Origin of the sequence: Actinacidiphila glaucinigra (assembly GCF_900188405.1) — a bacterium.
Lineage (GTDB): Bacteria > Actinomycetota > Actinomycetes > Streptomycetales > Streptomycetaceae > Actinacidiphila > Actinacidiphila glaucinigra.
Genome location: NZ_FZOF01000021.1, coordinates 17,924 through 39,804, shown reverse-complemented (window position 1 = coordinate 39,804; position 21,881 = coordinate 17,924). Strand labels below are relative to the sequence as shown.

Sequence of the window (21,881 nt, the reverse complement as noted above, 5' to 3'; positions counted from 1 at the left end):
CCATCCGCGTCGTCAGCAGCGACGACGCGGATCGCTCCAACCCTCTTCCTGTCGAACCCACCCCCGAGCAGATCGCTGCCCAGGTATGGGGGCCCCTACCGTTTCCGTCACGGTTCGCACGGCGCCGACGAGGACGGCCACGCGGTGCGCCCATTGATCGCCGCGACGGAAGCGGGAACACTGCTCGTGCTCGGCAGGCTCGCCGGGGTCTTCCTCGGAGCAGTCGGCTTGATCAGTCTGCTGCTGGCCGTCATGATGCTCAATTCGGCCCGACGGGACAGAGCGGAAGGCGCCGCCGAAACCGTGGACCGGGTGAAGAAGAACGGCTTCATCGGACTGACCCTGGGATTCGTGCTCATCGCCGTCGACGCCGCCCTGTGGGTCTTGTAGCGCGCGGCATCCCGGCTCCCGGGCGGCACGGAAGACGTCCCCGGGGCCTCGCGCCGCAGCGGCAAGGCGCGTGCAACTGTGAGGCATGCCCAGGCGTCTTGTTCGATCATGAGCCAAAGCAAGTCGCGGTCATACGGCAGGATCCTGTGGGTCGGCGCACCCGTCCTCGGGATGTTCGCGGGCTACGGCGCCTGGCTGCTGGTCGTCAACGCGCGCGCGTACTGCGATGCCGCGTTCGAACCGGGCCAGAAGCTCGGGCTCGTGGTCGTCGAACTCCCTGCGAGTGTCATCGGCTACGGCCTGTGCGCGCTCGTCGTGCACGGTGCGGGCTGGATTGCGACGTTCCGCGCGCCGACCCTCCTGCGCGTCTGTGTGCCGCTGCTGCTGGTCGTGACGGCGCTGGCGTTGCTGGCGGACTGGTACTTCATGGTGGAGGGAACCCCCGACGGTTATCCCGGCGATTCGGGGCTCTGTCCGCCGAGCAACATACCTCCGTGGTGGCCCGGCTGGCTTCCCGCCTGACCCGTGCCGCCGCAGCCGAGGGGCCCGCGGGAAGCGTCCGGGTCGCTCCGGTCGGAGCGACCCCTGGTGCGGCCCTCAAAGGACCTTGACGACCCACCGCCGGCAGTCGGGAACGCTCAGGAACCCCGCACCGGGCAACCGGCCCACACCCTTGAACTGGGAATGCCGGGAGAGGTGGATCGCCTCCCCGCCCCTGGCCCGGTTGAACACCAGGGCATTGGCCGCGAGTTCAGAATGGAAGTCGAAGGCCACACCGGCCGGTCCACCTTCGTAGCGGAACACGGCGGCTCCACTGCCGGACACCGTCCCCGAGAGATGCGGCAGTTCCTCACCAGAGAGCACCGACAGCCGCCAGCGGGCGACCCCACCGACACTGCGCCCCGGGCACCGGCGAACCACCCGCAGGGAGTTGAAGCCGGCGGGCACGACGGCCCGGGTCGGCCGGACACCCCTGGTCCAGCCCAATTCGCCTCCTGTGACGATCTCCGAGGACGTCCTCCGCAGCGGAAATATCTGGAAGTTGCTCGTCCACCCGCCCCTGATCTCCACCGGTACCGGCCGCTCCGGCAGATCCTCCGAGATCTCGATCTCCCGGCTGCGCCACCCGCTCCACCTGGTACGCGCCTCATCACGGTCCACTTGCCGGCCTCTCGGTCGAAACGGAGTCCCCACGGTGCACGACGGACCGTCGGCCATGGACTCCTCATCTCGTAAGTGGGCCAGTATGGCGACGCTCCCCGCCGCACCGCCACGCAGCGCCAACTAGATCGCAGACCCGACTAGATCACCCTCACGCTGAACCCTGACAGGTTCAGCGTGAAGTTGGAAAAGAGTTCACGGACGTCTCCACCTCAAGTCATGGTGTCCTGCCGGGCCAGGTGCCGTAAGGCAGCCATCCAGGGCATCCAGGCGAAGGAACGTCATATCCGTGCGTCACGCATCCAGCAAGCACTGCTTTTAAGTCACGCCGACTTAGGGACAGACCCTGAATGGACCTGCTTTGTCGGTTACGTTCCGGAGATAGCCTTTATAGAGCACCATGACTCCCTTCTGTTGTGGATCGGCGAGCTCACACAGCAAGCGAGAAGGGGCCTTTAGCCTGCGCCTCTTGGCCCCGTGCGTACGGGCCAGACCGCGCCCTGTGAGCAACCTGACGTTTAACCATGGGGGCGTCCAGTGGTGTCACGGATTCGTTCTGAGCGTTGTAGTTGACGCATGCACGTGTCCTGAATCCAGCTTCATCAGTGCGGATCTTCCTACCTAGGGTCACTGCCGTCGGTGCAACTTTGCACAGACTTTGAGCTGACCGATGAGGAAGGGCACTGCACTTCGTGTATCCATCTATACGATCCACCGCGACAAGACGGAGACGACGCAATCAGATTGCAGCGGCGGCCGCACTGCTGCTGATCGCCGAGGCTGGCATTGCCGTTACGGGCCAGGCCGCCGCGGCTCCTGCGAAGGAGCGCGGTAGCGAGCAGGCTGCGGTCTCCCAGCCTTCCGAGGCGGAGATCCTTGACGCCGACATGGACTGGGCCGCTCAACATGCCAAGGGCTCGAAGGCGTGGGCGATCCTCGAGGCGAAGAGGACCGGCAAGAAGGTCGTTGCCTATGACGAGACGACGGCCACCTCGTACACGGTTGCGAACCCGGATGGCACCCTGACCACCGACCTGACCTCTGGGCCCGAGCGGGTCTGGCGTGGCGGTAAGTGGCGCAAGGTCGACGTCGCCCTGACCCGGGCTGGCGACGGCACAGTGATGGCGAAGGAACACCCCAACGGGCTACGTCTGGGGGGCAAGGGCGGCACCGCTCCCCGCACCCTGGCGGCCGCGCAAGACGCCGCCCCGCGGGACCTCGTCACCCTCGGCAGCGGTGATCAGACGGTGACACTGCAGTGGAAGGGAGGCCTTCCCGCGCCAGAGCTGAACGGCACTACGGCCCGCTACCGTGAGGCCGTGCCCGGCGCCGACGTCGTCGTCGAGGCCACCAGGACCGGCTTCGAGCAGTTCGTGGAAATCAACAAGAAGCCTTCCGGTTCCTACTCCTACACGCTGCCGGTCAAGGCCAAGGGTTTGAAGGCCAAGGCGAACACGGACGGGTCGGTGACGTTCACCGACGCTGAGACCGGTGAGCGGCGCGCGACGATGCCGACCCCAGTCATGTGGGACGCCACGGTGGACAAGCGGTCCGGCGAGCACACCCGCCGGGCCCGCGTCGGCATGAAGGTCGTGAACAAGGGCGCCGGCCGTGTCGACCTGGTCGTCACGCCCAGCCCGGATTTCCTCTCCGACCCGAAGACCACGTATCCGGTCACCGTGGATCCTTCTACCTCCGCCCTGGCGTCCACGTTCGACACCTACGTGCAGCGCGGTGAGACGGTCGACTGGTCTGCCGACACCGAGCTCGACTTCGGCAACCCAGGCACCACCAACGCCGATGGCACCACGCGCGTGGCCCGATCGTTCATCCACTGGAACACCACGCCCATCCAAGACGCGTTGATCACCGACACGAACCTGGCGCTGTGGAACTTCCACTCTGGCAACACCGACTGCACCGCGCAGTCCTGGACCATCTGGGACACCACTGCGGCGTCGACCTCATCCCGGTGGACCAACCAGCCCACCTGGAACGCTCAGTACCACTCCTCCACCCAGACACGAGGCAACACCGACTGCGCCGCCACCCAGCCCGACGGGTGGATCAACGCCGACGTCGACACCCTCGTCCAGACCTGGGCCTCGGCAAAGGCCACCCGTGGCTACATGGGCCTACGCGCCATCAGTGACGACACCCGCGCTTGGAAGCGCGTCAACTCCGGCAACGCCACCACGAACCAGCCGAAGCTGACCGTCACATACAACTACCGTCCCTCCGACGGCACCAACCGTCAGGCAGGCGCACCCTTTAAGTCCTACGCCGGTGTGTGGGCGGTGAACACGACGACGCCAACCCTGCGTGACACCTTCACCGACCCCGACGGCGACACCGTCAACGGCACCTTCCAGGTCTACGACGCCGCCACCGACACCCCCATCACCACTCCGGCGGGCGAAGGCCTCCTCGTCTCCAACTTCGGGGAGCAGGGCAAACCCGTCAGCGTTACCGTCCCAGCGGGACAGCTCCAGAACGGCAAAACCTACAAGTTCCGCACCAACGCCTACGACGGCACTCACTACAACCTCTCCTGGTCCCCATGGACACAATTCGTGGTCGACACCACCGCACCTACGGCTCCGTCGTCGGTGACGTCCTCCACCTATCCGGAGGACTGGGTGGGAGGCGGTGCCGGCACACCTGGCACATGGACCGTGGCAGCGTCCAGTGATGCCAACACGATCCGTTACCGTTTGGATGGAGCCGACACCGACGGCGACGACGTCCCGGACTCCGGCGCCTTCTCCAGCGCCCCGACAACCGCGGCGGGCTCGGGCACGACGGCCACATTGTCGGCGACCCCGGCCGAGGACGGTGGCCACGAGCTCGAGTTGCAGCCCGTCGACCGTGCCGAGAACGCCGGTCCTGTCCTGCCATATGGCTTCATCGCGGGTGGGGCCGACGTGACCCGGCCGCACACGGTCGAGATCAAGCTGCCGACCCCGAACAAGGACGCGACGGAGCCCCAGTACCTCAACGACCCTATGCCGGCCTTCGGTTGGCGCGGCTGGGAATCGCTCGCCAACTCTGCCCCGAGGACGTCCGAAAAGAACGGAACGACCCTCAAGGTGACGCCGCTCCAGCAGCGCACGAAGGCGGCAGCAGAGGCCTTGAAGAAGGCCGAGGCGGATGCCACGGGCCAGAGCAGCACCGGTGCCGCCAGGGCGGCCGCGGCCTACACCGGCCCCGTGATTACCGACAGGTGGTGCGACCCGACGCTGACGGCGCAAAAGTCCTACTTCACCCGTGACGAGGCCTGCCTGCTCTACCTGTGGGAGGTCACGCACACGGACACGTCCTCCTCCCCGCCCAAGATCTACCACCAGGAATTCGAGCTGATGTGGCAGATCAAGCTGAATCGTGAGGGCGACGAGATCAAGCAGTGGTTGCAGTTCACCCCCATCGCGGGTTCCTACGCCCCCTACCTGCCGTATCCGGCGCAGCCCGATGCCATCGACTTCAACGTGGGCGCCCTGTGCCCGGGCACAGCCTGCACGGAAACCGACGGCGAGACAGGTTTCGACTGGGAGTCCGGCCGGTCGCCCTCGTGGGCGGGTTCACTCGACGGCGACCTCGCGCAGGGCAACGCCACACTCAAGTGGAACGGCAGCGTGCCGAACGCCACAAGCGCCAAGGATGCGGACCTTTCCAAGCAACTGCCCCTCAGCATCTCGGGCTTTTACACCTCGCAGTTGCCCGGCGCCGGACCGGTCGACCCCTACCTGGCAACCCCGACGTTCCTCGCCCGGTGCGACAAGGCAAAGCTGCCGGGAAACAAGGTTCCGGGTTGCGTCTTCCCGCAGTACGTGCCGGGTTACGTGATCAATAGTGCGAAGTCCCCTGCTGCGGCCGCGCACGCCTGGCTGATGCAGGAGAAGATGCCCAGCAACTACGGACGCGATCCACTGCACCCGCTGACCTATCTGCCCAACCAGGAGCGGAACGCGCCCAACATCGTCCCAGACAAGGAGAACCGCAAGGTGATCTGTCCCCGGACGGGCAAGGGCAAGTTCGTCAAGCACCCGCAGACCGGGACGTTCGACGAACTCGTGTCGACCGGTACCCCGGACACCAAGTCGTGCGACGAGTACGCGTTCAACGCCACGTACCAGTCCGGCGGCATGCCCTCGCTGCTCGGAGGCACCAACCCGGTCGGTGAACTGCGCGGCGCCGAATGCGTACAGACCTACGCCACAAGGGACATGCTGTACAACGACCTCCGCTACGCCGATCCGACGTGGTCGGAGGTCTGCGGCCGGTCGTCGATGTCCGGATGGATCAACTCGGCCGCCATGAATCGCTTCGGTTCCACCTTCGTGCCGGAGTTCAGAATGTTGGACACCGACCCATATTGGGTCGACGTCCCCGGCCTGGACGACTGCGACGCTTCCGGCACCACGGTGAAGTGCGAGCTCAAGCCATAGCCTGACCGACCAGCAAGGGGCGGCGCGGGCGATGTCCGCGCCGCCTCGTCACGCACGAGACCGCCGGCCGCGAGACGGCCGTCCCAAGCAGTCGACTGCTGGACAGATGACTACGGCCAGATGACGGCCCGTTCGTTCAAGGGCACCGCATCGAGTGCCTGGTCCGCAATCTCCTCCTCATCCATGTCGATGAATAGCGCGCGACCCTGCTCCAGGCCGTCGGCTGCCTCAGCCAGGAGTCCACCAAGAGACGCCGGACCAACGAAGGTGCAGCCACTCATGCGCGAGAAGACACCCGTCCTGCCGCTGTTGCAGTCGAGCACCGTGCCGTCGGTCGTGACGTCGTACGACGCCACCAGCAGGTACGAGGGCCGCCACCACTCCCCAGTCGCGGAATCGCCCTGGACGGACCGCAGCAACCCGGTCATGGCAACAATCTCAGTCACGGAGAGGGGCCGGTGTTCCGACGGCAGGCAGAAGGCCGCGGGATCGACTTCACCTTGATCGTCTTCCCCACGCACACCGTCGTGCCGGAGAAGAGAGGTGACGAGGTCCCCTGGGAAAACGACTCCAAGCGACCGCTCCGCCGCACGTATCGCTTCGAACTGCCCGGGCGGATTGAGAGAGCGCAGAGTACGGGGTGCGTGCTGGGTCAGCCACCCCTCGATGCGGTTCCAAGAGGCGAGGACCTGGTCGTCTCCCGAGATCTGGCGGTCTCCTGTGCTGGGGGTCATGCGTTACCCTTCGTATCCGGACGACTGAGGTGCCCTGTAACGGACCACCGACGGGGTTGGAGGCAGTGCGCACCCGGCGCATGCATGGAACCCCTGTGTGGACCCTGGTCCAATCGAAGTGATCTCACCGCTGAAGCGCAAGGCGCGTCACTCGGGTCAGCGTCTGGAGGCGGTGCACGCGCCGGTAGCGGCGCTAACTTTCCCGCCGCCTGTAGGCGCTCCGCATGCTTCAGCCATCCGGGCAGCGCAGCGCCACGGCGGGCATCGCGACGTCCAACACGCTCAGCCGCACATCGTCGACAGCCCTGTTGTCCAGTGCCATGATCCGCGGCGGCCGGCTGCGTAGCTTCTTCATCGGCGCCTACAACTCCATCCACGAGCGGCGCTCGTCGTTCGTGCTGGACAGCGGGCTCCACACGGGACCCGTTGCGCCGTATTGCTCTAGGTCCTCGAGCACTGCCGCACCCAGTTGTACCTTCCCCGCCAGTTGAGTCACGAGTGGGTGCCCGGCGACCATGGCCCGCAGGTCGTTGATCCGTTGCTGCAGCGCGTCCGGTCCGGCGCCGGTGAGGACGAACAGGACCCGTGGGAAGCGGGGGTAGAACCGTTGCCAGGCGAGCATCGCGTCCTGGTCCGCGACGGTGCCCCGACGGCCCGGTAGCTGCGGCAGGTACTCGTGGAACCTCGCGTACGAGATCAGTTTTCTCGACAGGCGCTCGCTGCTCATGGTCGCCCGGTCGACCTCGACGAACGCCCGAAACTGCAGCCTGCGTGGGGTGATGGCGGTGTAGTGAAGGACGGCATCGGCGATCAGCCGGTCCTCACCGCCGGTGTCCGGCAGCCGGTGAGCGACCTCGGGCACCCAGTCGAGTGGCCCGTACTCATCGCCGCGTGCTCGGGCGTCGTGCAGGAATGCCAGGTGTGCGCGTAGGACGGTGAGTGTGTGGGCGGCACGCAGGCCGGCATCGGTCCCTCCGGAGGGCGCCTGGACGGGGCGGCCGCGTAGTTCGGGCCAGCTCGCGACGACGCGGGCTCCCTGAGGGGTGAGGTACCAGGCCCGGGTGCGGTTGCTGGCCGGCAGGACGGTGTAGGAGAGCAGCTTGTCCTCGCGCAGTCGGTTGAGGACGGCGGAGATGGTCTGGCGGCGTCCTTCGGGGGAGATGAGCTGGTGCAGCTGTGGGCTGGTGGCGAGTCGGTGCTGCGCGACGAGTGCGAGGACCTTGTGGGCGTAGGTGTCGTTGGTGCTGGGCTGGCTTTGTGGCTTGGTGCTTATGGCTGACGCGTTGGTGAGGGCATCGCGGTTGGTGTCCGTGCTCATGCGAACAGCCCCTGTTGGGTGTTGGTGGTGGGTGGCTGGGTGGGTGTCGGATTGGGCTCGTCGGGGCCCTGGCCGCCGGCATCCGGGTCGGTGCCGGGCTCTGGGCCGGTGAGGAAGTCAAGGACTGATATTTCGTGGGTGGAGGCGGCGGCGGTGAGTTCGGCCAGGGGCCGGGCGCCGGTGTTCTCGTGGGTGGCGCGGTGTAAGGCGCCCCTGGCGTTGGGGCGGGCCAGGCCACGGAAGACGTGGTCGAGTTCGGGGCCGCGCAGGCGTAGGGGACCGATGCGGTTGCCGTTCACGGTGAAGGAGGCGAAGTGTTGGTAGCGGCCGAGTTCGGCGGCGTCGGCCGGGCTGACCTGGTCGCCCCACTCGTCGGTGATGTGACGGACGGCTTCGATGGAGCCTGCGGTCGTCGACAGCGACGACGCGTTTTGCCGGAGCGCGGTGCGCACGTCCGCGCTGATGCGGTGCAGGAGCTGGGTCATGCCGTGCATCCGGATCCCGAATTTGCGGAGCTGCTCGGTGATCTCGGCGAGGGAGCTGGAGGCGGCGCCGTTGAGGGAGATCAGCTCGTCCAGATACAGCCGGAACGGGGTGCGGTCGCGCTCGGGGAGGTCGCGGCGGGACAGCCCGGCGCGGAGCATGTCGCGCACGATCATTGAGGTCAGGAGTCGGTCGGTGGGTCCGGTGCCGGCCGGGCAGATCCATACGACCTTGGAGCGGTCCATGGCGTGGCGCATGTCGTAGCTGCCGATCGGGGAACCGAGGAAGGCTTTGATGACCGGTGAGGCGGCGAGGCGGTCGATGGGGTTGAGGACGGTGGGCAGCGCGTCGGCGGGGATCGCAGGGAAGGAAGTGGCCCACCACCGCTTGGCGTCGTCGTCGAGGCGATACACCACCGGGGCGCGGAAGAGCGGGTCGGTCAGCAGTGAGCGGATCTGGAAGACGGTGGCCTGGCAGTCGGCTTTGCGGGCCGCTACCGCCTGCGTGTTTACCGTGACCAGGGCTTCGACGGCCTTGGTCAGGATGGTGATGGCACGGGGTGCGTTGGCGTCTCCCCACCCGAGCGAGGTGGCGAACGCATCGACGACCGCGGCAGTGACCTCGTGGCCTGCCGCAGCCGAGGTCATGCTGAGCGGATTCCAGCACGCGAGCCGGTCGGTGGCCTTGCGGACGGTCAGGTCGAACAGCCACGCCCGGTTCATGATCGTGTCGTGGGCGAGGTAAGGGGCGACGGTCGCCCAGGAGTCGCGGTGCGGGTCGATGAACGCCAGCCCGCCCTGGTCGTGCGCGATGGCGACGGCCTGGACCAGGGCGCGGGTGGTCTTGCCCCAGCCAGCCTTGCCGACCTGGATCTCGAAGAGGGTGTCCGCCTCCCGGGTGGCCAGCAGCCGCTCGGTGCCGTCCGCACTGCGGTACCAGCCCTGCGGCAGCAGGTTCTTGTTCGGCCGGTAGGTGGGGATGTCGCCGGCCAGCAGGGGCAGCCGCGCATGCGTCGTCGGAGGCTTGAGTAGCCCGGCGAGCTCATCGATCCGCGCCCAGGAGTCCCGGCGTGGGCGGATGCGGCCGCTGGCCCACCGCTCGTCGAACCGGGTCCGCCATGGCCACCGGTCCGGTCCGAACCGCAGTGGGCCCCACGACCAGCCCACCGACGACAACCTTGTGCGGGCCGCGTAGACATCCAACGCGGCTTCGATGTGCCGCAGGCGCCGCTCCGCCCGCCCTAGCTGGTCCGATGCGCACCGCACGAGCAGCTGCACCCGGACCAGGCCGGTGTCCTCCATCAGCTTGCCCAGGGCCTTCTCGCGGTCGATCCGCGGCGGCCGCGGCGACATCATCAGCCGACGCCGGCTGGTGCGCTGATCCGGCGGCGTCAGCAGCTGCGTGAGCTGCCAGCCGAGCGAGTCCTCCAACGTCGCGGCGTCCTGCGCCATCCACTGCGCCTCGCGGCGCGCTTCTTGACGGGCTCGCTGCCGGGAGGCGTGGACGACCTGCTGCCGACGGCTCCCCAGGTGCCACTTGGAGGCGGGGGAGAGGTCCAGGCACACCTCGGCGAGGTCGCCGAGGTCCGCGCGCAGGTCGGCGACAGCGTCAATGAGTGGCTGCAGCGGGTCCGGCTCGAGCGGAACCTCCCGCAGGCGGGACGCGGACGTGCCGTGCAGGGAGAACACGGCACGGACGGTGTGCTGGCGCGTCTTGTCGGCGACGGGGCGCGCGGGCTCGCTGCGGACCCGCGCGTAGGGGGTCTGCTGGAGCATATGTGCGGCTGATGCCGGGGCCTCGACCCGGTACGTCAGCGGCCGTGTACCGTCGGCGCGCAGGCGGATCCGTACGGTGCGGGCGTCGCGCGGCACCCACCACTTGCCCGCGGACGCGGCCCGGATCAACTGGGCACCGAACCGCAGGATCTCTTCCTCGGATGTCTCGAACTGCCCACCGGGCACCAGTTCGACGTAGGTGCGCTCCTTGAGCGCCATGGTGGACAGGATGCGCCGTGTGATTTCCCAGCCGACCCAGACCAGGGCGGCGATCAAACTGAGCCACCACGCGTTGGCGAGCACCCACAGCAGAACGTTCCAGGCCACCAGCAACAGGTCGGCCGTGCCGCTCCACAGCGCACTGTCGGCGAGGATCACCGTACGGGGGTCCATGACGCTCCCTTCTTGGTCAGACGGATGGTGGCGGTGCGGCCGTCCAGGAACGTGCCGGCCGGGTCGGCGCCCGCCCACACCAGCCGCACCACCGCGGCCTTGGGGCGCGCGGTGTCGCGGTCGGCGACGGCGGCCTGAATCCGGAACCGGGTGTAGACGGCCTGCGGAACGGGGTCGGTGAAATAGCCCGGCCACCGGTCCCGGCCGGCGCCGGTGACATCCGCTGTCCAGATTGCTTTGGCCAGCGCGACCAGATGCCGGGCGGTGGCCGGTGTCAGGCCCTCGACCCGCGCCTGGTCCAGGCCGTGCTGCACGAGGGGGTCGGCCTCCGGTTCGGCACCGGGCGGCGGAAGCGCGCTGCCTGTGCCGGGCGCGCTCGTGCTGACGGCGTGCTGTCGGGCCGGACTGGCTTGTGGAGATCGCGACTGTCCCGTGAGGCGCACGGCGGATGGAGCCGGCGTCGTCACGGTGGGGTTTTGGGTGACGGTCGGCGGCTCGTCAGCCGCGGTCTGGGACACCGCCGCGGGGTGAGTCGGGCTCGCTGGTGCGGACATGGCCAGCAGTCCGGCGCCAATGGCGGCCAGGACGGTGGCGATGCCGGTCAGGGCGGTTCCGGACAGCCGGGGCGTGGGGTGGGCGTTCATAGGATGCGGGCTCCTCCGGCGTAGTCGGGAAGGGCGGTCAGCGGGTCGATCCGCACGCGGGTGCCGGGCTTGGGGGCGTTGATCATCTGTCCGTTGCCGAGGTAGATCCCGACGTGGTGGATCCCGGCGTTGCCGTGCGGATTCGGGCCGTAGAAGACCAGGTCGCCCGGGCGTAGCGCGCCGTATCCGGCAGAAGCCGGGATACGGCGGCCAACCGAGGCCTGGTCCTGCGCGAGACGCGGCAGGCTCACCCCGACCTGCGCGTACGCGTACAGGGTCAGCCCGGAGCAGTCGAAGCCGACGATCTGGCGGCCGTCCTGGTGCTGCCCGGGCGAGCAGCAGATCCCCGGCGCCGGCCCCGTCGCGTTGCCGCCACCCCACGAGTACCGGACCCCTTGCTGGGCCAGCGCCGCGGCGACGACCGTGCGCGCGTCGCCCGTTGCGGCGGCACCTCCGCCCCCGGTGGTTCCGGTGGTGTCGTAGCGGTGGATGGCGCCCAGGACGTCGGTGACGTAGGCGGTGGAGTGGTTGTAGGAGTACACCGCGTCCCGCAACTGGTCTTCGTTGGTGAGGTCGCGGCCGTCGCCGCACAGGTAGGTCGCGGCGGCGAGGGCGGCGTCGTCGGCGTTGTGCGGGTCGATGCGGCCGTCGCGGTTGCCGTCCCGCCCGTACGTGGCGAAGGTGGCCGGCAGGAACTGGAACGGGCCCACGGCCCGATCGAACAGGCGGTCGCCGTCCCAGCGGCCGTCGTCGGTGTCCTCGATTGCCGTGGTGTTGCCGCCGGCGCCGGAGCCGTCCAGGCGCGGCCCGAGGATGCGCGGGCTGATGTCCCCGCCCGGGTTGATGGTGTGGCCGGCGGCGTTGTTTGACTCGATGGTGGCGATGCCGGCCAGGACCTGCCAGCGCATTCCTCGGCACCGGGGCGAGGTGTCGTGCACCGCTTGGGCGCCGTGGGCGATGGCGGTGAGCATCCTCGCCGGGATTCCCGTCACGGCCGCCAGGCCGCTGGTCATGGCGGTCTGGCTGATCCCGGCGACCACGATCGCGCCGAGTGGGCCGGCGCAGCACACCGCGGCCGCCACCAACAGGGCGGTCAATAGGCAGCTTCTGCGTATGGCCTTCACCGCCGGTCACCGCCGTTGTCATCCCAGTCCCACAGGGAACGCTGAGCTTCCATCAGCGCCTCGAAAACCCGCCGCCGGTCGGAGGCTGGTCCTGTGTCCGGCAGTGACCCGGACGGGCGAGGATCGTAGGGCGCGGCCTGGCTGCCGGAGCTGCTGGCGCCGAGCAGCCAGCCGCCGACGGCGGCGTCCCGGACGAAAGCGCGAGTGCGCATCGCCGGGTCGTGGACGTCGATGGCGGTGGCCAAGCGCTGGCCGACGTGCGCGGCCCCGCGACCGACGTCACGCCCGGCGGCCGTCCAGTCGTCGACGTCCTCGCGCAGGCGGCCACCGGTGACCCGCAACTGGTGCAGGGCGTCCTGGGTGAACTCGCTCGCGTGCCGGCGAGTATCGGAGGCGCTGCGCGGCAGGCCGAGCGTGGCACCGTAGGCGACCAGGGCGCCGCGGCGAGCGATGCGGTAGCCGCGGAAGCGGACGGCCCGGTTGTGGAAGCGGGTGCTCAGCAGCGTCCGGTGCTGATCCGGGTCGTGGAGGAGCTCACCGGTGTGCCGGTTGGCCACCATAGGCTCGCCCGGGGTGACGACGTTCCCTTCGGCGTCTTCCTCGCCCGGGCCCACGGGACGGCGCATGCGAGCCAGCGCTTCGTCGTCGGGGCGCCGACCGATCAGCGTGCCGTAGGCGCCGCGCACCCCAAGCGCTGCTGCGGTAACGGCCATGCCCAGCGGAGCCAGGCCCCGGCGAGCTTCGGCCAGGGCGTCGCCTGCGAGCCGCCCCGTATCGGCGGGCATGCCGGCCCCGTCGGTCATCGCCAGCGCATGGGACAGGAACCGGTGCCGCAGCAGCAGCGCGCCGTGTGGCGCGGAAAGCCCGCCCCGCCCCAGCGCGAGCCCGCCCCCGCCGAGGTTGGACAGGTGCGCGCCGATCGCAGCGCCGAGCTCGGAGTTGTCGCCGGGCAGGTGGGTGCCACCGACCTTGGCGTAGCGCATCCGTAGTGCGAGACGCTGACCGAACTGGGAGGTGGCGGCCATCAGCCGCCGATGGAAGGCCAGCGCGGCAATCGCGAAGGCGTCCAGCAGCAGCAGCCGCTCGACCATCGGGCCTGCGCCGGAGGAGGTGAGGAGCGCGTCGATGCCGATGCCGAACATCGGGATGGTCATGGCGGTGGCGAACATGACCATCACCGAGGCCAGGAAGACTCCAAGCCACCGCCACACCGCCATGCGGGACGGACCAGGAAGCATGCCCCAGATGAACGTGATCCCACCGACGGCGGCCGCACCGACGTCGGCGGCCTGGGTGCCGAGCAGGATTAGCGCGAGCGAAACGGCCATGGCCGTGACGACCACGGCGGCGATGCCCAGCAGCAGGACTCCGCCGATCCGGTCCCACGACGGGGCCCTGGCGTAGTCGGCGGCCTGCTTGCCGACGTCGCTGGCGTCCTCCAGCTCGTCCAGCAGGGCGCTGAACTTCGCGTCCTCGGGGCTCTGGTCCAGCGGAGAGGTAGCGGTGCCGTTGCAGTAGTCCTTTGCCGGTCCCGGGATCCGATCGCACGCGCTGGAGTCGCGGTCGGTGTCGGCATCCGTGCTCTTCACCATTTTCAGGTGCGCCGCGTAGGCGGCCCGGTTCTCCGGCTTGCCGTCGTCCAGGAGCCGTCCGTACTGCAGCAGTTGGAATGGCTTGACGACCAGCGCGTTGGTCAGGGCGTCCTGCACGGACTTCGCCACGTCAACTCCGCCAGTTGCCATCGCCCCGGTGCAGCTGGCCGGTGCGGGGCGGTCGACCCGGTCGCAGGCTGGGCTGCCCGGGCCGCTGGTGGGAGTGGAGCCGAAGTAGGAGTTGCTGGTGATTGCGGCGAGTTCGATCGCGGCCTGGTGGGTCTGGTCCAGCGGGCCGTCCTTGGCCAGAAGGTAGTCGGGCCGCACGAACACCGACGCGGCCAGGGCCGCGATCACCAGGGTCAGGAGGATCTCGCCGAGTCCGCGGCCGACCTTGCCGCGGGCGACCAGGATCAGCCCGAACACGAACGCCCAGGACAGCAGCACCCCTTCCAGGCCGATCGCGCCGACCACGTGCGTGGCGTAAGCGTCGGAGACGGCCTGGGCGGGGCGGAGCATGGCGGTGAGCAGCGGGAACTTGAACGCGAACCCGATCAGCCAGCACGCCAGCCCGACCAGGAGCCGCACCAGGGAGAACAGCCCGCCGAGGATGAGGGTCTGGAACTGGCGGGTGACGTCGGTGATGTCTCCGCCGTCGGCCCGCAGCTCGTACCCGCTGAGCGGTGCTCCCTCGGAGGTGGTGACGTTCAGTGGTGCCAGCAGTCCCGCGCCGCCGGTGGCTGCGTGGTCGGCGGCTGCCGCCACCGAGGTGTTGACCGTCAGGAACACCATGACCAGCAGAGCGACGAAGCCCGCAGCACGTGCGGTGCCGCGATCGAAGCGCCTCATCGGTCCCTCCCGGTGGTGACGATCAGCGCCGCCGCGGCCGCGATGGCCGCGGTGGAGAACCCCAGCAGCCACCACCCCTGCGCGCCCCAGCCCGCAGCAGGAGCCGTGACGGAATTGCTCTTGGACGCGGTGCAGTAGGCGCGGGCGGGCCCGGCGATCAGCTCGCACGGGCTGGAGCTGCCGGCCACGGTGACCGTGGCCGTGTCCTGCAGCATCGCGCCGCTCGCAGACGCCGCGGGCGGCCGGGGTAACAGCCACGCCGCTGCGGTGCAGCCGATGAGAACCAGCACGGTCGCGGCGCTCAGCAGCAACCGCACTCGGCTTCGGCCGGGGCGCGTCATCGGACGCTTCCCTCAGCCGGCGTGGCGCTGCCTGCACCGGGAGTGGTGAAGATTGCCTGCTGGATACGGGGCACGGGCGGTACGTGCACCTTGATGCGGCCGACCTGCATCCGAGGGTCGCGGAGCAGCATCTCGCCTTCCCGGCCGGCCTGCCCGACCGGCGACAGCCCGGTGGTGACCAGCCGCACCAGGTCGTCGGACTCGCCGTCGAGGCCGAGGAAGGCAAGTCCCTTGGCGGCGCGTGCGTGATCGCTGGTGCGGGCCAGCAGCTTGTACGCCAGCAGCCCGGCGTCCGCGCCGAGTTCGTCGACGTTGTGGGCGCCGAGGATGACGCCGGCGGCGTGCTTGCGGCCGTCGTGGAGGATCTCGGCGACCAATGCCGAGCCTTCCGCGGACGAGGTGAGCCAGTAGCACTCGTCCAGCGCGATCGCGCAGAACCGGCCCGGGTCGGTGAAGGCGGCCTGCCGGGCCAGAGCGGCGAGCAGATACAGCACTGCCCGGCCGATCAGCGCTTCCAAGGGTTGCTGCCGTAGCACGTCGGGGTTGGCGAACGCCTCCTTCGGCGGCAGTGTCAGGCCCGCGGTGGTGACCACGACCATGTCCGAGCCGAGGTCGCCCTCGAGGGAGACCGGCGGCAGGGCGGGGTCGAACACCATGGCGGCCAGCGGGTTGGCCGAGACGATGCGGATCAGGTCGGCCATCGTGGCGGCCGCATCCCGGCGTGTGCCCGGCATCGTCTCGTCGCAGGCGAGCCCCGTCAGTGCCTGAAGGACGTGAGCCATGGACGGGTCCGGTGCGGCTGCGGCCTGCTCGACCGCGTGGTGCAGGACGGCGCCGGCCGCGGACATCGGCCCGACCCCGAGCTGCAGCGTCAGGTAGGACAGGGCGTAGTGGGCGCCGATCCGGCCGCCGAATACCCGCAGCGGGTCGATGGACAGCTCCGCATGCGCGGCGTCGATGACCTGGCAGCCCGCTCCGGCCGCCGACCGGCCGAAGGCCGCCCACTCCTTGACCGGCGTGCGGTCGATGACGATCGCCCGCCCGCCACGGTCCACCACGCCGCAGGTCAGCAGTTTCTCCACGACGCTCTTGCCGGCGCCCAGGTCGCCGACGATCCCGAGGGACGCGGAGGCGTTGCGCTGTGGGGCGTCGGCGATGTTCAGCAGGACCGGGCGGATGGTGCCGCAGTCCAGATCCACCCCGACCATCAGCCCCGTCGGGTCGCCCACCACCATCGATGTGAACGCCCCGTTTGCGGCCCAGTCCCCAGAGAGCTGGTGCTGGGTGAACTCCCGCACCACCGCTGGCCGCGCGGCGCCGGGCAGACCGAGGGAGAACAGGTGCTCCTGCATGCCGTGCGGACGGATCGCCCGGTAGTCCGCGCCGGACAGCACCGCGGCCAGCGCCCGCGCGCGGGCGTCACAGGTGCGCGGATCATCGCCCCAGACGGTGAGCACCGTCACCGACTGAACTTCGACCTCCACGCTGCTCTGCGACAGCCGCGCGTCCTGCTCGGCCAGGTCACCGGCCGCGTGCGGAAGCGAGTGCGGCATCCCGGTGGGCTGGGCGCCATACTGCTCGGCCTGGTCCAGCAGCTCCCGCTTCTTGCGCTGCACCTGCTCCTTGGCCTTGTCAGCGGGAACGATCTGCAGGTCGACGGTGAAGTCCACGGGGAAGTCCAGGCCCTCCAGCTGTGCAAGGACGTCGGAGGCCTCGACCGCCCTGGCGGCGGGCAGTTCAGCGAGCGCCAGGTGGGCCTGGTAGGCGGTGCCGGCCTCGCACTCGACCTGAAGCCAGCGCCGCACCAGCGGCGAGGCACCGTCCTCGCGACGCCACCACGGTCGCCGCTTCTCGCGCGCCCGCTTCCTCCTGCCCGAGCTCCCTGCGGCGTCCTCAGGCTGCTCAACCTCGTCGAAAGCCGCGGGGCGGCCACCTTCGGCGAGCCGGACCTGTCCCAGGTCGGCGTAGGACGGGGAGCGCAGCCTTCCGTCGCGTACCTGCCCGCCGAACAGCACGGAAGCCTCGGCGTCGGCCAGTAGCGGCTCCTCCAGGCCCCGGTGCAGGGCGTGCTGGACCATCCACACGATCTCTGCCGGGGACGCCGGCCGCACCGACAGGCCCCCTCCGAGCGCCGCCTGGACCCGCTGCGCGCGCTCGGTGAAGTCGAGGACCTCCGCCTCGGGCACCGGGGCCGGCGGCAGACCGGTGGCGGCCGCGAGCTCCGACCACATCGCCTGCACGGACGCCGACAGGTCGTACTTGCTACCTGACGCCGTCAGCGGCACCGCCAGCCACAGCGTGCGGCGGTGCATCTCCTGCCCGGCCAGCAGCTCCAGCGACGCCGCGGCGGTCTCCCTCCACGCCGGCAGGCGCTGCCAGTCCAGCCCGGTCACCATCTGCTCGGCGAGCTCGCCCGGGTCGACCCGGGCCGCCAGACCGAACAACCGCGGGGCCCCAGGCAGGGAGCGCACCAGCCCCGTCACACAGCCCAGGATCTCCTCGCGCACCCGCGCCGGAACATGGCGGCCGCCCATCGGCGCCACCCGCCAGATCGCCCACACGGTGCCGGAGGTGGACCACACCAGGTGACCGGCGATGTGCCGGAACGGAACCCGCATCACGTCCACCCCCCAGCGGTGTCGGTCCGCTGCAGCAGCTGGGCCAGGCCGCTGACCGGACCTGACCGCTGCGCCGGAGCACACTTGCGCGCCCGGCCCGTCGCGGCGGTGAGCTCGGTACTGGCAGGGGCTGCTTCGATGACGAAGGCACCGGTCAGCGGGCGGGGACGGCGGTCACGGGCGGCGCGGCCACCGATCCGCCCGGCCGGGTGCAGCGCGGCCAGCGCCAGCCACCCCATCGCGGCCGCGAACGGGCTCCGTCCACCGATCCTCGCGCCGCGCACAGCCCAGATCGACAGACCCCACACGGCGACCGGCAGCGGCCCCAGCCACGACCACCATGAGAACATCTTGATCAGCACCATGGCACCGCCGGCCATGACCACCAGCTGCGCCGGTGTGTACGGCCCGAACGGAAGCGTCCAGTCACCGAGCTTGCCCAGCACCCACGGGTGCCGGCGCGCAGAGGTGTAGACGCGGGCGACCCTGGCCTGCCCGGCCGCGGCGCTCACCGCGCACCCGCCGAAGCACCCGGTGCCCGGTACTGCGGCGGGACCGGCAGATCGGAGACCGTGCGGACGATCGGCGCCGACCCGTGGGCGGGGTTGTTGATCTCGTCGCTGAACGCGTCGGACAGGCTGTCGCGAGAGGCGTAGATGCCCATGCACAGCGCCAGACCGATCAGCGCGCCCAGCCCGGCCTTCAGACTGAACTTCCGGGCGGCGGTCACGACCGCGATGGTCAGCAGGACGATCGGCAGGGCCTTCTCCGCCCAGTCCCCGGCCAGGGACAACAGGCTGTTGCCGACGTCGGCGAACTTGCCGGCCAACTGCACGGGTGCGGTGACATTCATCGGGACTCACCTCCGGTCGTCGTGGTGGTGGGCGTGGGGGAGTCCTGTCCAGCGAGCGTGGGGGCACCGGCGTCCAAGGCGGTGACCTCCCAGCGGCCGTCCCGGGCCGTCAACGACAGGTCGTAGGCCAGCGGCCACCGGTCACCGGAGGCATCCGTCGCGGTCACCTGCGCCCGGACCCTGGCGCGCCGGCCGTCCTCGGGAACCGGGCCGTCAGCGGCCTCGGTGTCCGCGGAGACCTGGTCGACGGTCACCGCCGTATATCCGGAGCCGCGCACGGGCGCCAGAGTGGTGCCGGGAGACAGGTAGCGGTCGACCTCGCCGACGCCGGTGAGGTAGGCGGCGAAGAACTCCCGCAGTGGCGTCGCCACCAGCCCGTTGCCAGGCAGGATGCGGTCGGTGGGCGCCTCGGGTATCGGGGCGACGGCGGGACCGCTGACCTCTGCCGGTGCCGCTCGCACAGTGAATGCACCTGCCCCGCCGGCTCCGTCGCTCGACAGCACGGGGACGGCGAAGTACCGCACCACCGCGTCTGACGGGTCCGGCGAGGCCGCAGCCGTGCGGGGCGCGTATTGGGCGGCGACGATCACCGACCACGACCCGTCGGACAGCCGGACGCTGCGCACCGCGGTTGTCCGCAACAGCACCTGCTGTGCTGCCTTGCCGGACCGCTGCGGCAGCGGCACCTCGGGCGCCAGCGCATGCGCCGCTTGCGCAGTGCCGCTCTGCTCGTCCGCACGATCGCTGCGCAACCACAGATCGGTGAAGAGCTCCGCCACGCCGGCCGGGTCCGCGCTGCGCACCGTCGTGCTGCTCGTGGGCTGCGGCTGCGTAACTGTAGCTGGCACGCTGGTTGTTGCGCACTGGGCGGCCAGCGCCAGCGGTCCTGCCGCCAGCGCCGCCCACACCGCTATCCGGGCTACCGATACACCCCGGCGGGTCACCCTCAACGCGCTCAGAGGAGGACGTGGCGTGTGCAGTGGCGGGGAGGCTGCACCCGCCTTCGAGGGTGGGCGCGGTCGGAGAACAGAGGCGGTCATGGGCGGGCTCCCGAGCAGGTAGACGCAGGTGACGCCACCTATGAAGCCTCAGAGCACTCACCGATTCGCTCACCGATTTGGGGGGTCTGAGATCACGGTTCGGCCTCAATCGAATCGGTGAGTTGCCATCCCCGATCGGTGAGTTCAGCGCCTGGCACTCACCACCGCAGGTCACAGCCGGAACGCCCCAACTCACCGCCGCACACGACCAATCACGGCTCTGCAGCGCAACGCGCAGGAGCAGCCGAATGCCCATGAGTAGGCAGCACGCCATCCCGCGTCGGGCTGCGCAGCCCGACCAAGTAACGGCCGATGCGCAACCGTGCACGCTGCTGCGCAGCCACCTGCCGGCGGTGCGATTGCCGCGGTGAGTTACCGGTGCACGAGAGAGGCCACGACCGCGGCTGCGTCGGTGAGGTCGGGCAGCACGTCGGTGGCGCCGGCCTGACGGAGCTCCTTGATGGAACTGCGGCTGGGAGCCGACGGCCAGGACGCCACGAAGACATCGCGACCGGCGACGCCCTCGAGGAGATGAGCAACAAGGAGCCGGTCGCCGACGGCTGTCATCCTGCACGCCCTCGCCGAATTCAGCATGGGCGGCCCACCCATGGGCAAGGCCGAGACCCATCGCTGGCTCTCTCCCTCCCGGCGCCAGGTCGGGGAAGGGCGCTCCCCCCGTCGACCCAGGAGTACAAGCTGCAGTGAGTAGACCGACTTGGCCCCCAACCTGACGGCCTGGTCCCAGCACCCCGCGACACCGGGTCCGCCACCGCGAAGTCCGCTGCTTCAACGCCGACGGCTCCACGGCCACCATGCTCGGCAACGCAGCGCTGTACCGTATGGTGCGCGTGCAAGATCACGGCATTCGTAAGATGAGCCTGCTCAAGGCCGAGGTGAAGCAGGAGGCCCGCGTCGCCAACGAAGGTGTGTGAGCCCCAGCCAAGGCCGGTGACGTCACGCTGCGGCGGGTCGCCGCTGTGTTCCACTGGCAGCCCGTCTGGTGGGCGAGGCACACCGGCACTGAGCACGTCGTCGGCATCGGCGAGGACGTCGACGAGGTGTGCGGTCGACTGCGCCATCTGGACCCCCGCGCAAAGGAAGGGCGGCTACCGAGAGAGTCCGCGCCCACTCGCCATCTGGCGGCGGCTCCGCTTCTGGTCCCAATTGTCGCTTTCCCTGCAAGTGCTAATTTTCTTGAGTCCAGTCCTGCAAACATGCAGGTCGTGGAGTCTGCTCCCCGCACCCGCGGGGATGGTCCCGAAGTACCCGCTCTCGAAGCCGTAGTGGCTCCCTGCTCCCCGCACCCGCGGGGATGGTCCCGGCCCGAACGGCTACGACTGCAGCGGCCTCACCTGCTCCCCGCACCCGCGGGGATGGTCCCGTCAACAGCGGCGCGGCGGCCGGAACGTGGCTCTGCTCCCCGCACCCGCGGGGATGGTCCCTTTCTCGAACCGCTCGGGGTGGTGGATGCGCATCGGGCGCTGCTCCCCGCACCCGCGGGGATGGTCCCGCGGCAAGGATCTCCTCCTTGGCGTTCTGCGCCTGCTCCCCGCACCCGCGGGGATGGTCCCTTCTCCGGGTTCTACGACGGAACGAACCAGCCCTGCTCCCCGCACCCGCGGGGATGGTCCCGGGCTCACCGGAATCACGCGGTCGATGACAGCCTGCTCCCCGCACCCGCGGGGATGGTCCCGGAGATGCCGGGGTTGATCAGTGCCATGTCTGCTGCTCCCCGCACCCGCGGGGATGGTCCCCAACCGGCGAACGCGGGCGCCGCCGGCGCCTACTGCTCCCCGCACCCGCGGGGATGGTCCTGACGGCGTACCCGGGGGCAACAGCTCCTTTGGCTGCTCCCCGCACCCGCGGGGATGGTCCCCGGCCCACGCCCACCAAGCTTCCGGCCCCTGACTGCTCCCCGCACCCGCGGGGATGGTCCCTAGGGCACCATGTACGGCACCGCCCCTCCCGCCTGCTCCCCGCACCCGCGGGGATGGTCCCGCCAGCACCGACCGCGGGTCCTCACCGTCCGCCTGCTCCCCGCACCCGCGGGGATGGTCCCGCCAGCACCGACCGCGGGTCCTCACCGTCCGCCTGCTCCCCGCACCCGCGGGGATGGTCCCT

At 69.8% G+C, this 21,881-nt stretch carries 17 protein-coding genes and 1 CRISPR repeat array; of the genes, 3 read left to right on the top strand and 14 right to left on the bottom strand.

The annotated features are described in order from the left end of the window. Positions 1–144 precede the first annotated feature (144 nt). Both CHF15_RS30685 and CHF15_RS30680 read left to right on the top strand, forming a co-directional pair. Complete coding sequence (locus tag CHF15_RS30685) at positions 145–390, top strand: hypothetical protein (protein ID WP_143681667.1); 246 nt, start codon at positions 145–147, stop codon at positions 388–390. A 108-nt stretch (positions 391–498) separates the two neighbouring features. Continuing rightward, positions 499–912 (top strand): hypothetical protein, encoded by a 414-nt coding sequence (locus tag CHF15_RS30680; RefSeq protein WP_143681666.1) that lies wholly within the window; start codon positions 499–501, stop codon positions 910–912. A 75-nt stretch (positions 913–987) separates the two neighbouring features. Here the strand turns inward: CHF15_RS30680 and CHF15_RS30675 are convergent, their stop codons facing one another. Then, positions 988–1,608, bottom strand: a complete 621-nt coding sequence (locus CHF15_RS30675) for a hypothetical protein (RefSeq protein WP_143681665.1) — start codon at positions 1,606–1,608, stop codon at positions 988–990. 830 nt (positions 1,609–2,438) lie between these two features. On the opposite strand from CHF15_RS30675, the gene CHF15_RS30670 reads away from it, so the two are divergent. After that, positions 2,439–5,996, top strand: a complete 3,558-nt coding sequence (locus CHF15_RS30670; protein ID WP_089227162.1) for a DNRLRE domain-containing protein — start codon at positions 2,439–2,441, stop codon at positions 5,994–5,996. A gap of 110 nt (positions 5,997–6,106) precedes the next feature. Here the strand turns inward: CHF15_RS30670 and CHF15_RS30665 are convergent, their stop codons facing one another. The 13 genes from CHF15_RS30665 to CHF15_RS30610 form a co-directional block, all read right to left on the bottom strand. Further along, entirely contained in the window at positions 6,107–6,730 is a 624-nt protein-coding gene (locus CHF15_RS30665; protein WP_089227161.1) for an SMI1/KNR4 family protein, read from the bottom strand. Between the two features lie 229 nt (positions 6,731–6,959). Then, entirely contained in the window at positions 6,960–7,085 is a 126-nt protein-coding gene (locus tag CHF15_RS46465; RefSeq protein WP_265737413.1) for a hypothetical protein, read from the bottom strand. A gap of 6 nt (positions 7,086–7,091) precedes the next feature. Continuing rightward, complete coding sequence (locus CHF15_RS30660; RefSeq protein ID WP_089227160.1) at positions 7,092–8,048, bottom strand: replication-relaxation family protein; 957 nt, start codon at positions 8,046–8,048, stop codon at positions 7,092–7,094. After that, complete coding sequence (locus CHF15_RS30655) at positions 8,045–10,699, bottom strand: hypothetical protein (protein ID WP_089227159.1); 2,655 nt, start codon at positions 10,697–10,699, stop codon at positions 8,045–8,047. The genes CHF15_RS30660 and CHF15_RS30655 overlap by 4 nt, the downstream gene beginning before the upstream one ends. Beyond that, positions 10,681–11,343, bottom strand: coding sequence for a hypothetical protein (locus CHF15_RS44510; RefSeq protein WP_143681664.1), 663 nt, complete (start codon positions 11,341–11,343; stop codon positions 10,681–10,683). The genes CHF15_RS30655 and CHF15_RS44510 overlap by 19 nt, the downstream gene beginning before the upstream one ends. Then, the gene (locus CHF15_RS30645; protein WP_245939113.1) at positions 11,340–12,440 is read right to left on the bottom strand and encodes a C40 family peptidase; all 1,101 of its coding nucleotides are present in this window, start codon (positions 12,438–12,440) and stop codon (positions 11,340–11,342) included. The genes CHF15_RS44510 and CHF15_RS30645 overlap by 4 nt, the downstream gene beginning before the upstream one ends. Positions 12,441–12,463: 23 nt before the next feature. Then, complete coding sequence (locus tag CHF15_RS30640) at positions 12,464–14,908, bottom strand: hypothetical protein (RefSeq protein WP_089227157.1); 2,445 nt, start codon at positions 14,906–14,908, stop codon at positions 12,464–12,466. Continuing rightward, positions 14,905–15,123 carry a hypothetical protein gene (locus CHF15_RS30635; RefSeq protein ID WP_143681663.1) on the bottom strand — a complete coding sequence of 73 codons (219 nt, stop codon included), beginning with the start codon at positions 15,121–15,123 and terminating at the stop codon, positions 14,905–14,907. The genes CHF15_RS30640 and CHF15_RS30635 overlap by 4 nt, the downstream gene beginning before the upstream one ends. Before the next feature lie 122 nt (positions 15,124–15,245). Then, positions 15,246–17,867, bottom strand: a complete 2,622-nt coding sequence (locus CHF15_RS30630) for an ATP-binding protein (RefSeq protein ID WP_089227256.1) — start codon at positions 17,865–17,867, stop codon at positions 15,246–15,248. Beyond that, complete coding sequence (locus CHF15_RS30625) at positions 17,867–18,379, bottom strand: hypothetical protein (protein WP_089227155.1); 513 nt, start codon at positions 18,377–18,379, stop codon at positions 17,867–17,869. Before CHF15_RS30625 ends, CHF15_RS30630 begins: the two co-directional genes overlap by 1 nt. Next, on the bottom strand, positions 18,376–18,720 hold the full coding sequence (locus CHF15_RS30620) for a hypothetical protein (protein WP_089227154.1): 345 nt from the start codon (positions 18,718–18,720) through the stop codon (positions 18,376–18,378). Before CHF15_RS30620 ends, CHF15_RS30625 begins: the two co-directional genes overlap by 4 nt. Continuing rightward, the gene (locus CHF15_RS30615) at positions 18,717–19,568 is read right to left on the bottom strand and encodes a conjugal transfer protein (RefSeq protein ID WP_245939112.1); all 852 of its coding nucleotides are present in this window, start codon (positions 19,566–19,568) and stop codon (positions 18,717–18,719) included. Before CHF15_RS30615 ends, CHF15_RS30620 begins: the two co-directional genes overlap by 4 nt. Positions 19,569–20,132: 564 nt before the next feature. Then, the gene (locus CHF15_RS30610; RefSeq protein ID WP_143681662.1) at positions 20,133–20,327 is read right to left on the bottom strand and encodes a hypothetical protein; all 195 of its coding nucleotides are present in this window, start codon (positions 20,325–20,327) and stop codon (positions 20,133–20,135) included. A gap of 663 nt (positions 20,328–20,990) precedes the next feature. Continuing rightward, a CRISPR array of direct repeats spans positions 20,991–21,880; the repeat unit is 29 nt; unit sequence CTGCTCCCCGCACCCGCGGGGATGGTCCC. Position 21,881: the final 1 nt, after the last annotated feature.

Coding starts and splice junctions, on each gene's coding strand:
- CHF15_RS30680 (WP_143681666.1), top strand. CDS start 499: ATGAGCCAAAGCAAGTCGCGGTCATACGGCAGGATCCTGTGGGTCGGC.
- CHF15_RS30675 (WP_143681665.1), bottom strand. CDS start 1,608: ATGGCCGACGGTCCGTCGTGCACCGTGGGGACTCCGTTTCGACCGAGA.
- CHF15_RS30670 (WP_089227162.1), top strand. CDS start 2,439: ATGGACTGGGCCGCTCAACATGCCAAGGGCTCGAAGGCGTGGGCGATC.
- CHF15_RS30665 (WP_089227161.1), bottom strand. CDS start 6,730: ATGACCCCCAGCACAGGAGACCGCCAGATCTCGGGAGACGACCAGGTC.
- CHF15_RS46465 (WP_265737413.1), bottom strand. CDS start 7,085: ATGAAGAAGCTACGCAGCCGGCCGCCGCGGATCATGGCACTGGACAAC.
- CHF15_RS30660 (WP_089227160.1), bottom strand. CDS start 8,048: ATGAGCACGGACACCAACCGCGATGCCCTCACCAACGCGTCAGCCATA.
- CHF15_RS30655 (WP_089227159.1), bottom strand. CDS start 10,699: ATGGACCCCCGTACGGTGATCCTCGCCGACAGTGCGCTGTGGAGCGGC.
- CHF15_RS44510 (WP_143681664.1), bottom strand. CDS start 11,343: ATGAACGCCCACCCCACGCCCCGGCTGTCCGGAACCGCCCTGACCGGC.
- CHF15_RS30640 (WP_089227157.1), bottom strand. CDS start 14,908: ATGAGGCGCTTCGATCGCGGCACCGCACGTGCTGCGGGCTTCGTCGCT.
- CHF15_RS30635 (WP_143681663.1), bottom strand. CDS start 15,123: ATGCTGCAGGACACGGCCACGGTCACCGTGGCCGGCAGCTCCAGCCCG.
- CHF15_RS30630 (WP_089227256.1), bottom strand. CDS start 17,867: ATGCGGGTTCCGTTCCGGCACATCGCCGGTCACCTGGTGTGGTCCACC.
- CHF15_RS30620 (WP_089227154.1), bottom strand. CDS start 18,720: ATGAATGTCACCGCACCCGTGCAGTTGGCCGGCAAGTTCGCCGACGTC.
- CHF15_RS30610 (WP_143681662.1), bottom strand. CDS start 20,327: ATGACAGCCGTCGGCGACCGGCTCCTTGTTGCTCATCTCCTCGAGGGC.